Annotated in this window: 13 protein-coding genes; all 13 read right to left on the bottom strand. The window is 67.5% G+C overall.

What is annotated here, in order from left to right; all coding sequences use genetic code 11:
- Positions 1–6 precede the first annotated feature (6 nt).
- The 13 genes from lpxA to rpsB all read right to left on the bottom strand — a co-directional run bounded on the left by lpxA (position 7) and on the right by rpsB (position 12546).
- Entirely contained in the window at positions 7–795 is a 789-nt protein-coding gene (gene lpxA, locus C1M51_RS17895) for an acyl-ACP--UDP-N-acetylglucosamine O-acyltransferase (protein WP_129451870.1), read from the bottom strand.
- Between the two features lie 11 nt (positions 796–806).
- On the bottom strand, positions 807–1247 hold the full coding sequence (gene fabZ / locus C1M51_RS17890) for a 3-hydroxyacyl-ACP dehydratase FabZ (protein WP_129451869.1): 441 nt from the start codon (positions 1245–1247) through the stop codon (positions 807–809).
- Positions 1244–2341: a UDP-3-O-(3-hydroxymyristoyl)glucosamine N-acyltransferase gene (gene lpxD, locus C1M51_RS17885; RefSeq protein WP_129451868.1), complete on the bottom strand. Its 1098-nt coding sequence runs from the start codon at positions 2339–2341 to the stop codon at positions 1244–1246. Before lpxD ends, fabZ begins: the two co-directional genes overlap by 4 nt.
- A gap of 16 nt (positions 2342–2357) precedes the next feature.
- On the bottom strand, positions 2358–2867 hold the full coding sequence (locus tag C1M51_RS17880; RefSeq protein WP_129451867.1) for an OmpH family outer membrane protein: 510 nt from the start codon (positions 2865–2867) through the stop codon (positions 2358–2360).
- A complete protein-coding gene (gene bamA / locus C1M51_RS17875) occupies positions 2867–5104 on the bottom strand; it encodes an outer membrane protein assembly factor BamA (RefSeq protein ID WP_129452265.1) in 2238 nt (745 codons plus the stop codon). The genes C1M51_RS17880 and bamA overlap by 1 nt, the downstream gene beginning before the upstream one ends.
- Before the next feature lie 112 nt (positions 5105–5216).
- Positions 5217–6578, bottom strand: coding sequence for an RIP metalloprotease RseP (rseP, locus tag C1M51_RS17870; RefSeq protein ID WP_129451866.1), 1362 nt, complete (start codon positions 6576–6578; stop codon positions 5217–5219).
- On the bottom strand, positions 6575–7753 hold the full coding sequence (gene ispC, locus C1M51_RS17865) for a 1-deoxy-D-xylulose-5-phosphate reductoisomerase (RefSeq protein WP_036247899.1): 1179 nt from the start codon (positions 7751–7753) through the stop codon (positions 6575–6577). Before ispC ends, rseP begins: the two co-directional genes overlap by 4 nt.
- Positions 7754–7760: 7 nt before the next feature.
- A complete protein-coding gene (locus C1M51_RS17860; protein ID WP_036230118.1) occupies positions 7761–8603 on the bottom strand; it encodes a phosphatidate cytidylyltransferase in 843 nt (280 codons plus the stop codon).
- 14 nt (positions 8604–8617) lie between these two features.
- Complete coding sequence (uppS, locus tag C1M51_RS17855) at positions 8618–9316, bottom strand: polyprenyl diphosphate synthase (protein WP_049820893.1); 699 nt, start codon at positions 9314–9316, stop codon at positions 8618–8620.
- 74 nt (positions 9317–9390) lie between these two features.
- On the bottom strand, positions 9391–9951 hold the full coding sequence (gene frr / locus C1M51_RS17850; RefSeq protein ID WP_011829571.1) for a ribosome recycling factor: 561 nt from the start codon (positions 9949–9951) through the stop codon (positions 9391–9393).
- A gap of 23 nt (positions 9952–9974) precedes the next feature.
- A complete protein-coding gene (gene pyrH, locus C1M51_RS17845; RefSeq protein ID WP_011829572.1) occupies positions 9975–10685 on the bottom strand; it encodes a UMP kinase in 711 nt (236 codons plus the stop codon).
- A gap of 91 nt (positions 10686–10776) precedes the next feature.
- Positions 10777–11685 carry a translation elongation factor Ts gene (gene tsf / locus C1M51_RS17840; protein WP_129451865.1) on the bottom strand — a complete coding sequence of 303 codons (909 nt, stop codon included), beginning with the start codon at positions 11683–11685 and terminating at the stop codon, positions 10777–10779.
- Between the two features lie 117 nt (positions 11686–11802).
- Entirely contained in the window at positions 11803–12546 is a 744-nt protein-coding gene (gene rpsB, locus C1M51_RS17835; RefSeq protein ID WP_036230121.1) for a 30S ribosomal protein S2, read from the bottom strand.
- Positions 12547–12756: the final 210 nt, after the last annotated feature.

The following is a 12756-nucleotide window of genomic DNA, read 5'->3' as shown; positions in this document are numbered from 1 at the left end:
GTGGTGCTATCTGACGATACCGCGCTTGGAGGCGGCGAGGAAATCGAGCATCAGCCCAAGGTCCACGTCTCCGCCGTCGACCCCGCCTTTCAGTGCAGCGATGGCGGCCTTCGATTCATCGAGCGTCAGCCCCTTGCGATAGAGCAGGCGGTGCATCTGCTTGACCTGGGCGATGCGTTCTGCACCGAAGCCGCGCCGGCGCAGCCCCTCGACGTTGAAGCCGCGCACCTCGGCCGGGTTGCCGTCGACCATCATGAAGGGCGGCACGTCCTGCGACAGCGCGGTCTGGAAACCGGCCATCGCGTGCGCGCCGATCTTCACGAACTGGTGCACGCCCGTCAGGCCGCCGATGATGACCCAGTCGCCCACGTGCACGTGTCCGGCCAGCGTGGCGTTGTTGGCCAGGATGCACTGGCTGCCGAGCTGCACGTCGTGCGCGAGGTGCACGTAAGCCATCACCCAGTTGTCGCTGCCGACGCGGGTGACGCCGCTGTCCTGCGCGGTGCCGCAGTTGAAGGTGCAGAACTCGCGAATGGTGTTGCGGTCGCCGATCTCGAGCCGGGTCGGCTCGCCGGCGTACTTCTTGTCCTGCGGCGCCGCACCGATGGAGCAGAACTGCCAGATGCGGTTGTCGGCCCCGATCGTCGTGTGGCCCTCGATCACGCAGTGCGCACCGATCGTGGTGCCGGCACCGATGCTCACGTCGGGGCCGATGACCGTATACGGCCCGATCTGGACGTCAGGCGCGAGCTGCGCCTGCGGATCGACGATCGCGGTGGGATGGACCGTGCTCATCGCGGGCGCCTTCAGGCGACGCTGCGCATCGTGCACATCAGCTCGGCACCGCAGGCCAGTTCCCCGGCGACCGTGGCGCGTGCCTTGAACTTGTGGATGCCGGCGCGCACGCGGTCCGCCTCGACCTCGAGGATCAGCTGGTCGCCCGGCTCGACCGGCCGCTTGAAGCGCGCCCCGTCGATGCCGACGAAATAGATCACCGAGTTCTTGTCGGACTGCAGGTTGTTGTCGGCAAAGCTCAGCAACGCGGCGGCCTGCGCCAGCGCCTCCAGCATCAGCACACCCGGCATCACCGGACGGTGCGGAAAGTGCCCGACGAAGAACGGCTCGTTGATCGTGACGTTCTTCAGCGCCTTGATGCGCACGCCGGCCTCGACCTCCAGCACCCGGTCCACCAGCAGGAAGGGATAGCGATGCGGCAGTTTCTCGAGGATCTGGTGAATGTCCATCATGGCGTGTTCTCGGCGCCGCTCGCGTCGGCGGCACCTGGTTCTTGGTCGGAAGCGGCAGCGGCCTGGCGCTCCAGTGCGCGGATGCGCTCGCGCAGCGCCGGCAACTGGCGCAGCGTGACCGCGGTCCTTTCCCAGGCGCGATTCTCGGCCAGCGGGAAGATGCCGGTGTACACGCCGGGCTTGTCGATAGAACGCAGCACGGCCGTGTGGGCCGAGACGTGCACGCCGTCGACGATGTTCACATGGCCCACCACGCCGGCGCCGCCACCGAAGGTGCAGCCTTCACCGATGCGCGTGCTGCCGGCCACGCCGGTGAAGGCGGCCATTGCAGTGCCCCGGCCGATTCGCACGTTGTGGGCGATCTGGATCAGGTTGTCGAGCTTCACGCCGTCCTCGATCACGGTGTCGCCGAGCGCACCGCGGTCGATGCAGGTGTTGGCGCCGATCTCCACGTCGTCGCCGATGCGCACGGCACCCAGCTGCTCGATCTTCACGTAGCCGTGCTCGCGGCTCGGCGCGAAGCCGAAGCCGTCGGCCCCGATGACGGCGCCGCTGTGGACGATGCAGCGGGCACCGACCACGCACTCGAACGCCAGGGTCACGCGCGGATGCAGCCGAGTGCCAGCGCCGACGCGCGCCGCGCGCCCGACGAAGCACTGCGCACCGATCTCCGCACCGTCGTCGATCTGCGCGCCGGCCTCGACGACCGCCAGCGCGCCGATGCTGACGCCAGCGCCAAGCCGTGCGCCGGGATCGACCACCGCGCTCGGGTGCACCCCGGAGACCGCTGCGGGTCGCACGCGCCGCGCCCACCATTGGGTCAGGCGCGCGAAATAGAGATAGGGATCGGGCGTGACGATCGCTGCACCGCGGGCCACCGCTTCGTCACGCAGGGCCGGCGCCACGATCACGCAGCCTGCCGAGCTGCCGGCCAGCTGGGCGCGGTAGCGCGGATTGGCCAGAAAGGAGATGGTGGCGGCATCGGCGTCCTCGAGCGGCCCGATGCGGGCGATGCCGAGTGACTCCGGGCCGATCAGTTCGCCGCCGAGTGCTGCGGCGATGTCGCCGAGCGTGACCTCTGCCGAGTCGATCACCGCGCGGCCACGCGCCTCACTTCGCGCCGTTCAGCGCCTTGATCACCTTGTCGGTGATGTCGACGCGCGGACCCGCGAACACGGCTTCCTGGAGGATGACGTCGTACTTCTCGGTCTCGAAGATCTGCTTGATCACCTTGTTGGCGCGATCGACCACACCGGCCAGTTCCTCGTTCTTCCGCTGGTTCAGGTCTTCCTGGAACTCGCGCCGCTTGCGCTGGAACTCGCGGTCCTGCTCGACCAGGTCGCGCTGACGGCGGCTGCGATCGCCTTCGGCCAGGGTGGGCGCATCCTTCTCGAGTTTTTCCGAAGCGGTCTTCAGCTTCGCAGCGACGTCCGCCAATTCCTTCTCGCGTTTGGAGAACTCGGACTCCAGCTTGGCCTGGGCCGCCTTCGCGGGGCCTGCCTCGCGCAGCACGCGTTCGCTGTTCACGTAGCCGATCTTCAGTTCCTGCGCTGCCGCCACCGTCACTCCGGCAGCGAGCACCGCCGCGGCAAGCATCGGCATCAATGACAAGGTCTTCATCAGAACGCGGTCCCGATCTGGAATTGCAACTTTTGAATTCTATCCTGCGCAAACTTGCGCACCGGCTGACCGTAGCTGATCTTGAGCGGCCCGACCGGGGAGACCCAACTCAGGCCGATGCCGGCTGCGGCACGCAGGTCGCCGAGGCTGAGCTTCTCGTCCTCGCCCCACACGTTGCCGGCGTCGAGATAGCCGAACAGGCGCAGCGTGCGGTCGTTGCCCGAGCCGGGCACCGGGACGTAGAACTCGGCATTCAGGTTGAGCTTGCGGTTGCCGCCGATGTAGGCGCCGGTCACGTCGATCGGGCCCAGCGAGCTCTGGTCGAAGCCCCGCACCGACCCGAGGCCGCCGCCGTAGAAGTTCTTGAAGATCGGATACGGACGGCCGCCGAAGCCCTTGCCCCAGCCGGCTTCGGCATTGAGGCCCAGCGTGTACTTCTTCGACAGCGGAATCCACTGCTGGATCTGGTAGTTGGTGCGCAGATACCGGGTGTCGAGCGCCACGCTCCACTCGGCGTTCAGCCGCTGGTAGAGACCGGAGGTGGGGACCAGCGCGCTGTCGCGGCCGTCGCGCTGCCAACCGAGCGTCAGCGGCAGGCTGTCGGTCGTGTCACCGAAGGCCTCACGGTACAGGAAATAGCTGTTCGGGATCGAGACACCGGCCTCGATCTGGGTCCGCTCCCAGCCCGCGCCGAAGAACACGGTATCGAACTCGCTGAACGGCACGCCGAAACGGATCGCCCCGCCCTGCGTCACCAGCTTGTAGTCCTCGCCCTGGCTGTTGATCGGCCTGGCCGTTCGGTAGAACACGTCGATGGCGCGCGAGATGCCGTCGACCGTGAAGTACGGATCGACCGTGCTGACCACGATGTTGCGGTTGTAGCGGCTGGTGTTGACCTCGAAGCCCAGGTAGTTGCCGCTGCCGAAGATGTTGTCCTGTCGGATGCCGAAGGTCAGCGAGACCTTCTCCGCGCTGGAGAAGCCGGCGCCCAGTTGCAGATTGCCGGTCGGCTTCTCGACCACCTGGGCCGTGATGTCGACCTGGTCCTGCGCACCCGGCACCTCGGCGGTGTCGATGGTGACCTCGCTGAAGTAGCCGAGCCGGTCCACGCGGTCGCGCGACAGCTTGATGCGCCGGCCGTCGTACCAGGACGACTCGAACTGCCGGAATTCGCGCCGCACCACCTCGTCGCGGGTGCGGGTATTGCCTGCCACGTTCACGCGGCGTACGTAGACCCGGCGGCTCGGCTCGCCGACCAGCACCACCTCGACGCGCCCGGTGGCACGGTCGATCTCGGTCCGCGGCTCGACGCGTGCAAAGGCGTAGCCGAACGCGCCGTACATCTCGGTGAAGCGGCGGGTCGTTTCGGCGACCGTCTCGGCGCGATACGCCTCGCCCGGCTTGATGGCCACCAGCGCCTTGAAGTCGTCTTCCTTGCCGAGGTACTCACCCTCGAGGCGGACCGCCGTCACGGTATAGGGCTGACCTTCGGTCACGTTGATCGTGATCGAAATGTTCTGCTTGTCCGGCGAGATGGCCACCTGGGTGGAGTCGACGGTGAACTCGAGATAGCCGCGGTTCAGGTAATAGGCGCGCAGTGTCTCGAGGTCGGCATTGAGCTTGGTACGCGAATAGCGATCCGTCTTCGTGTACCACGTGAGCCAACCGCCGGTGGTCAGCTCGAACTGCCCGAGCAGCGTGCTTTCCGAGAACACCTTGTTGCCGGTGATGCGGATGTCGCTGATCTTCGCAACCTCGCCTTCGCTGACGGTGAAGGTGACGTTGACGCGGTTGCGCTCCACCGGGGTGATGGTGGTCACGACCTCGGCACCGTAGAGGCTGCGCGTGAGGTACTGGCGCTTGAGTTCCTGTTCGGCACGGTCGGCCAGGGCGCGGTCGAACGGCTGGCCTTCGCCGATGCCCACATCCTTCAGCGACTTGGTCAGCGCGTCCTTGTCGAACTCCTTGAGCCCGACGAAGGTCACCGACGAGATGATCGGCCGCTCCTCGACGATGACGACGACCACGTCGTTGTCGACGTCCAGTCGCACGTCCTTGAACAGGCCGGTGGCGAACAGCGCGCGCAGCGCGGCGGCGCCCTTCTCGTCGCTGTAGGTGTCGCCGATACGGAACGGCAGCGCGCCGAAAATGGTACCGGCGTCGGCCCGCTGCAGGCCTTCGACACGGATGTCCTTGAGCACGAAGGGCTCGACCGCCCACACCGGCGCCGCGTGCATTGCCACCGCCAGGGCGGCGGCGAGAATCGAGGGGCGCAACGCGGAAGGGGTGGCCAAGGAGAGCGACGGACGGACCGTCGACAGGAGGAGCGCGCGGGAGAAGGCCATGCGGTCAATGCAGGCCCAGCAGGCGGGCCACGTCGTTGTAGAGGGCGAGTGACATCATCACGAGCATGATTGCCAGCCCCCCGCGCTGCAGCCGATCGAGCCACACCTCAGAGACCGGCCGCCCTGTCACTCCTTCGAAAAGATGATACATGAGGTGTCCGCCGTCGAGCATCGGCAACGGCAGCAGATTGAGCACGCCGAGACTGACGCTCACCAGTGCGAGGAAGCCGAGGTAGTAGGCCAGCCCGAGTTGTGCCGACTGGCCGGCGTAGTCGGCGATCGTCAGCGGCCCGCTCAGGTTCTTCAGCGAGGCCTCGCCGATCAGCATCTTGCCCAGCATGCGCAGGCTCAGTGCCGCCACTTCCCAGGTCCGTTGGGCACCGCGCACCAGGCCATCGACCACGCCGTAGCGCACCGTGATCGTTTCCGGCGCCTGCCCCACGTAGGCCTCGATCCGGCCCACGCTGCGGGCGCCGTCGGTCAGCAGCCCTGGCATCACGGTCAGCGATAGCCGCTCGCTGCCCCGCTGTACCTCCCACGCCATCGGGACCGGCACGCCGTCCCGCACGGCCGCACGGATCGTCTCGCGCAGCCGTCCGGCATCGTCGATGCGGGCGCCATCGACGCCCAGCACGCGGTCGCCTTCACGCAGCCCGGCCCGCGCGGCGGGTCCGCCCTCGACCAGCTTGCCGAGCACCGGCTCGCTGAATGGCGCGCCGATGCCGATGCGGCGCATCAGCTCGGCATCGACCTCGCGAGCGTCCACGCCCTCGAGCGCCAGGCGCACCGTGCGCTCGCCGTGCCCCTGGGCGTCGGTGATGCGCAGCGCGATGCGTTCGCCGCGCAGGGCGGCGTCGGTCAGCTGCCAGCGCAGATCGGTCATCGACTGCACCGGCTCGATACCGCCGTCGTCCTGCACGACGCCCCGCACCCAGTCGCCCGCCGCCAGGCCCGCGCGATCGGCAATGCTGCCGACCGTCGGCGCGCCGAGGACGGCCTTGGGTTCCTCCAGCCCGACCCAGTTGGCCGCGGCGTACAGCAGAACTGCGAGCAGCAGGTTGGCGGCCGGGCCGGCCGCCACGATGCTCGATCGCTGCCACAGCGGTCGGTTGTTATAGGCCCGAGCGCGTTCGGCAGCGGGCACCGAACCCTCGCGTTCGTCGAGCATCTTCACGTAACCGCCCAGGGGCAGCATCGAGACGACGAACTCGGTCTCCCCCCGCTGGCGGCGCCACACGACCCGCCCGAAACCGACCGAGAAGCGCAGCACCTTCACGCCACAGGCCACGGCAACCCGGTAGTGCCCGTATTCGTGCACGACGATCAGGATGGCGAGCGTCAGCAGGAAGGCCAGCAAGGTGGTCATGACAGGGCTTTCAGGTGCTGGCGCGCCACGCTGCGGGCTTCCGCGTCCAGCGCGAGCAGGCCCGCGAGCGAGGCCGCGGCCCCGGCGCCAAGCGGCGTGCGTTCGAAGGTGTGGGCATTGACGCTGTGAATCTGGTCGAAGCGGATCGTTCCGGCCAGGAAGGCCGCCACGGCCACCTCGTTCGCGGCATTCAGCACCGCCGTGCCGCCCTCGGGCCCGCGCAGGGCGGCCCAGGCCAGCGGCAGCCCGGGGTAGCGGCGCTCGTCGGCCGGCTCGAAGCTGAGAGCCCCCAGCCGCAGGAAGTCGAGTTGCTCGGCTCCGGACTCGATCCGTTCCGGCCACGCCAGCCCGTAGGCGATCGGTACGCGCATGTCGGGCGTTCCGAGCTGCGCCAGCACCGAATGATCGCGGCATACCACCATCGAGTGGATGATGCTCTGAGGGTGCAGAACGACACGCACCTGCTCGGGCTGCAGGTCGAACAGCCAGCGGGCCTCGATCACCTCGAGCGCCTTGTTCATCATCGTCGCCGAATCGACTGAAATCTTGCGGCCCATGACCCAGTTCGGATGGGCGCAGGCCTCGTCGGGCGAGACGTCGCGCAGGCTGGCCGGGTCACGGCTGCGGAACGGCCCGCCTGAAGCCGTCAGCACGATGTGATCGATGCGCCGCGCCCAGGTGCTGCGATCCTCCGGCAGGCACTGGAAGATCGCCGAGTGCTCGCTGTCGATCGGCAGCAGCGTGGCGCCGCCTTCCTTCACCGCCGCCATGAACAGCGCACCGCCCACCACCAGCGCCTCCTTGTTCGCCAGCAGCAGGCGCTTGCCGGCGCGCGCAGCAGCCAGGCAGGGCGCCAGCCCGGCGGCGCCGACGATCGCCGCCATCACCGTGTCCACCTCCGGGTGCGCCGCTACCTCGGCCAGTGCGGCCGCGCCGGACAGCACTTCGACGCCGCTGCCCGCGAGCCGCTCGCGCAGCGTCTGCGCTGCCGCGGCGTCCGGCAACACCGCGTAGCGCGGCCGGAACTGCAGACACTGCGCCGCCAGTTCGTCGATTCGGCTGTGGGCGCTGAGTGCGAACAGTTCGTAGCGGTCGGGATGGCGCGCGATCACATCGAGGGTGCTGACACCGATGGAGCCGGTGGCACCGAGAAGGCACACGCGTTGCATCGTCATGGCGTCTTCAGAAGGAACACAGCGCCAGCGCCAGTGGGAACACCGGCAGCAACGCGTCGATACGGTCGAGCACGCCGCCGTGGCCCGGCAGCAGCGCGCTGCTGTCCTTGGCGCCGGCACTGCGCTTGACCAGCGACTCGAACAGATCGCCGACGACGCTCATTGCCGTGAGAAACACCAGTGCCACGGCCAGCCCGGCGAACCCGAGCCGTTCGAGCAACTGGCTGTACAGGCTGGACACCGACTGGCCGGTGTACCGATCGAGGGCGATCCAGACCAGGGCGAGCACCAGCACGCCAGCCATGCCGCTCCACACGCCCTCCCAGCTCTTGCCCGGACTGATGGCCGGCGCCAGCTTGCGCCGACCGAAGGCGCGGCCGCCGAAATAGGCGGCGATGTCGGCCGCCCACACCAGCGTGAACACCGAGAGCAGGAAGTTCACGCCGCGTGCCTTGGCGGCCACCATCGCCAGCCAGACGCTCCACAGCAGCAGCGCGCCGAGCATCCAGCGCAGCGGCGGGCTCAGGGTCGGCCAGCCGGCGACGCCACGGCGCAGGACCCACGCGCCGCCCAGAACCCAGGCCGCGGTCGCGACCCACCACCACCCGGCGCCCTCCGCCGCCACGTCGGGCCAGCCCAGACCGTAGGCTGCCGATCCGCCCGCGGCCACCAGTCCGCCCAGCGCTACCGCGCCCACCGATCCGAGACCGTTCAGGCGCCCCCACTCCCAGCCGGCGGCACCGATCATCACCAGCAGCAGCAGCGCGAACGGCCACAGGGCCGCGGCGAACAAGGCCGGAAGGAGTGCCGCGAGCAACAGCAGCGCCGTGATGATGCGTTGCTTGAGCATCGTGCGGGCCGGGCTCAGACCGTGGCCTGCGGATCGGCCGCCACCGCTGCGACCGGCTTCACGCCACCATAGCGGCGATCGCGCGCGGCGTAGGCGGCCAGCGCAGCATCCAGCTCGACGTCACCGAAGTCCGGCCACAGGCAATCGGTGAAGTACAGCTCCGAGTAGGCCGCCTGCCACAGCAGGAAATTCGAGATCCGGACCTCGCCACCGGTGCGGATGAAAAGATCGGGATCGGGCGCGTGGCTGAGCGCCATGTACTGCCCCAGCCGGGCCTCGTTCAGCTGGTCAGCCGGTATGCCGTCGGCGATCGCCTGCCGGCAGGCCTGCAGCACGTCCCAGCGGCCGCCGTAGTTGAACGCGACCGACAAGGTGATGCGCGTGTTGTGCGCGGTGCTGCGCTCGGCCTCCGCCCAGGCCTCTCGCACCTTGTCGGACACCGCATCGCGGTCGCCGACGATGCGGATGCGCACGCCCTCCTTCGCCAGCTTGGCCAGGTACTTGGAGACCGCCACCAGCACCAGACCCATCAGACCCGACACCTCTTCTTCGGGCCGCTTCCAGTTCTCGCTGGAGAACGCGAACACCGTGAGGTACTCGATGCCACGATCGGCGCAAGCCTTGACGGTGCGCACCAGCGCGTCGACGCCCTGCTTGTGCCCGACGAAGCGCGGCATGAAGCGCTTGCTGGCCCAGCGGCCATTGCCGTCCATCACCACGGCCACGTGGCGCGGGATCGCGGCGGGGGCCTGGCTCACGGCGGAGGCGCTACGCACACCGGAGGCTCTCAAACCGCGAGGATCTCGGCTTCCTTGGACTGCACCAGTCGGTCGATCTCGGCGATCACGCGGTCGGTGAGCTTCTGCACCTCGTCGAGCGAGCGGCGCTCGTCGTCTTCGGAGATGGCCTTGTCCTTCAGGAGCTTCTTGGCCTGGTCGTTGGCGTCGCGGCGCAGGTTGCGCACCGCGATCCGTGCGTCCTCGCCGGCGCCGCGCACCACCTTCGTGAGGTCGCGGCGGCGTTCTTCGTTCAGCGCCGGCATCGGAACGCGCAGCAGCTCACCCTGCGACGACGGATTCAGGCCCAGGTCCGACTCGCGGATCGCCTTCTCGATCTTCGGGCCCATGCCCTTTTCCCACGGCTGGACGCTGATGGTGCGGGCGTCGAGCAGGCTCACGTTGGCCACCTGGCTGATCGACACCATCGAGCCGTAGTACTCGACGTGCACCTGGTCCAGGATGCCGGGGTGGGCGCGGCCGGTGCGAATCTTCTGCAGTTCCGACTTGAAGGATTCGATCGAACGTGCCGACTTCTGCTCGAACGTCTTCTTGATGTCTGCGATGCTCATGTTGTTGCGATCCTCGGACGGGTTCACACATGCACCAGGGTGCCCTCGTCCTCTCCCGTCACCACGCGCCTGAGGGCACCGGGCTTGAAGATCGAGAACACCTTGATCGGCAGCTTCTGGTCGCGGCACAGCGCGAACGCCGTCGCGTCCATGACCTGCAGGTTCTTGCTGATCGCCTCGTCGAAGCTGATCTTGGCGTAGCGCGTGGCGCCGGGATCCTTCTTCGGATCGGCGGAGTAGACGCCATCGACCTTGGTCGCCTTCAACACGATCTGCGCGCCGATCTCGGCCCCGCGCAGCGCGGCGGCGGTGTCGGTGGTGAAGAACGGGTTGCCGGTGCCGGCGGCGAAGATCACCACCTTGCCTTCTTCGAGGTACTGCAAGGCCTTCGGCCGAACATAGGGCTCGACCACCTGCTCGATGCCGATCGCCGACATCACCCGGGCGGTCATGCCCTCTTGGCGCATCGTGTCGGCGAGGGCGAGTGCATTCATCACCGTGGCGAGCATGCCCATGTAGTCGGCCGTCGCGCGGTCCATGCCGACGGCACCGCCGGCCACGCCTCGGAAGAGGTTCCCGCCGCCGATCACCACCGCCACCTCGCAGCCCATCTCGGTGATCTCGCGCACCTCCTGCACCATGCGCACGATGGTCGCGCGGTTGATGCCGTAGGCGTCGTCGCCCATCAAGGCCTCGCCGGAAAGCTTGAGCAGGATGCGCTTGAACGCCGGCATGCGGGGGACTCCTCGGGTGAACGGTCGGTAGGACGGCAGTTTAGGGGATGGCCCCGGCACGCAGGCACGCGCGCCGGGCCGGGCGCAGCGCTTACTGCCCCTTGGCAGCGGCCACCTGGGCGGCCACTTCGGCGGCGAAGTCGTCGGTCTTCTTCTCGATGCCCTCACCCACGATGTACATCGTGAAGCCCTTGATCGTCGTGCTGGCGGCCTTGAGCATCTGCTCGACGGTCTGCTTGTCGTTCTTCACGAAGGTCTGGTTGAACAACGAGACCTCCTTCAGGAACTTCTGCACCGAGCCTTCGACCCGCTTGGTGACGATCTCGGCAGACTGCGGCGCCTTGCCGGCCGCCTCGGCGGCCTTGGCATCCTCGGCGGCCTTGCCGGCGGCGACGTTGCGCTCCTTCTCGATCAGATCGGCCGGCACATCGGCCGAGGTCAGCGCCACGGGCTTCATCGCGGCCACGTGCATCGCCACGTCCTTGGCGGCCACGTCGTCGCCGGTGTACTCAACCACCACGCCGATACGGGTGCCGTGCAGGTAGCTGACCAGCTTGCTGTCGCCGCTGAAGCGCTTGAAGCGGCGGATCGCGATGTTCTCGCCGATCTTGCCGATCAGCGCGGTGCGGGTGGCCTCCACCGTCACGCCGGCGATCTCCAGCGCCGACAGCGCCGCGACGTCCACCGGGGCCTGGGTGACCACGAGTTCCGCGAGCGTCTTGCCGAAGGCCAGGAAGTCGTCGTTCTTGGAGACGAAGTCGGTTTCGCAGTTCAGTTCCATCAGCGCGCCGGTCGTGCCGCTGATGTGCGCCACGACGATGCCTTCGGCCGTGACGCGCGAGGCGGCCTTGCTGGCCTTGCTGCCGAGCTTGACGCGCAACAGTTCCTCGGCCTTGTTCAGGTCACCTTCGGCCTCGGTGAGGGCCTTCTTGCACTCCATCATCGGGGCGTCGGTCTTGGCGCGCAGTTCGGCGACCATGCTGGCGGTGATTGCGGGCATTGCGTTCTCCGTTCGGTGAAGCGAGGCTGCCTCCGGGCAGCGATCGCTTCGAAATCATTGAAAAAAAGGGGCTGAATCAGCCCCTTGATGAGTGCGCGGGGGCGCCTTGCGACGGGCTCAGGCCGCGTCGCTGACTTCCACGAACTCGTCGGTGCTCTGGGCGGCGGCGACCACTTCGCTGACCGCGTTGGCCTTGCCTTCGAGTGCGGCATCCGCCACGGCACGGGCGTACAACGCCACGGCCTTCGCGGAGTCGTCGTTGCCCGGGATCACGTAATCGATGCCCTCGGGCGAGTGGTTCGAGTCCACCACGCCGATGACCGGAATACCCAGCTTCTTCGCCTCGGCAATCGCGATCTTGTGGTAGCCCACGTCGATGACGAACATGGCATCGGGCAGCGCGTTCATGTCCTGGATGCCGCCGATGTCCTTCTCGAGCTTGGCGATCTCGCGGGCGAACAGCAGCGCTTCCTTCTTGCTCATGGACTCGAGGCCCGCTTCCTGCTGCGCCTGCATTTCCTTCAGCTTCTTCAGCGACCCCTTGACGGTCTTGAAGTTGGTCAGCATGCCGCCGAGCCAGCGCTGGTCGACGTAGGGCATACCGGCGCGCTGGGCCTCCTGGGCGACCACTTCGCGCGCCTGGCGCTTGGTGCCGACCATCAGGATCGTGCCGCGCTTGGCGGCGAGCGAGCGGGTGAACTTCATCGCCTCGTTGAAGAGCGGCAGCGTCTTCTCGAGGTTGATGATGTGGATCTTGTTGCGATGGCCGAAGATGAAGGGGGCCATCTTCGGATTCCAGAAGCGGGTCTGGTGTCCGAAATGGACGCCCGCTTCCAGCATTTCACGCATGGTGAGGGACATGGAAACTCCAAAGGTTGGGTCTAAAATCCGGCCAGAATTGCAAGTGATTGCAGCGCTTTGTTGCGACATGCAAGCAGACCTCTTTCGAGTCTTGCAACACCTTTTGGCGACCGGGTTTGCGGATTGCAAATGTTCTTCCGGCTTTTGCCGAACCGGCCTCGATCGAACCGACCAGGACAGGCACCGACGTGTTCCAGAAAAACCCTGAGA

The organism is Methylibium sp. Pch-M, assembly GCF_004136295.1.
GTDB classification, from domain to species: Bacteria; Pseudomonadota; Gammaproteobacteria; order Burkholderiales; family Burkholderiaceae_C; genus Methylibium; species Methylibium petroleiphilum.
This window is presented reverse-complemented; position numbering and strand designations above follow the sequence as displayed.

Bases quoted from the DNA above. Each gene is read 5' to 3' on its own strand.
- pyrH (WP_011829572.1), bottom strand. From the start codon at position 10,685: ATGCCGGCGTTCAAGCGCATCCTGCTCAAGCTTTCCGGCGAGGCCTTG.
- rpsB (WP_036230121.1), bottom strand. From the start codon at position 12,546: ATGTCCCTCACCATGCGTGAAATGCTGGAAGCGGGCGTCCATTTCGGA.
- C1M51_RS17880 (WP_129451867.1), bottom strand. From the start codon at position 2,867: ATGAAGACCTTGTCATTGATGCCGATGCTTGCCGCGGCGGTGCTCGCT.
- tsf (WP_129451865.1), bottom strand. From the start codon at position 11,685: ATGCCCGCAATCACCGCCAGCATGGTCGCCGAACTGCGCGCCAAGACC.
- rseP (WP_129451866.1), bottom strand. From the start codon at position 6,578: ATGACCACCTTGCTGGCCTTCCTGCTGACGCTCGCCATCCTGATCGTC.
- uppS (WP_049820893.1), bottom strand. From the start codon at position 9,316: ATGGACGGCAATGGCCGCTGGGCCAGCAAGCGCTTCATGCCGCGCTTC.
- fabZ (WP_129451869.1), bottom strand. From the start codon at position 1,247: ATGATGGACATTCACCAGATCCTCGAGAAACTGCCGCATCGCTATCCC.
- frr (WP_011829571.1), bottom strand. From the start codon at position 9,951: ATGAGCATCGCAGACATCAAGAAGACGTTCGAGCAGAAGTCGGCACGT.
- C1M51_RS17860 (WP_036230118.1), bottom strand. From the start codon at position 8,603: ATGCTCAAGCAACGCATCATCACGGCGCTGCTGTTGCTCGCGGCACTC.
- lpxA (WP_129451870.1), bottom strand. From the start codon at position 795: ATGAGCACGGTCCATCCCACCGCGATCGTCGATCCGCAGGCGCAGCTC.
- ispC (WP_036247899.1), bottom strand. From the start codon at position 7,753: ATGACGATGCAACGCGTGTGCCTTCTCGGTGCCACCGGCTCCATCGGT.
- bamA (WP_129452265.1), bottom strand. From the start codon at position 5,104: ATGCACGCGGCGCCGGTGTGGGCGGTCGAGCCCTTCGTGCTCAAGGAC.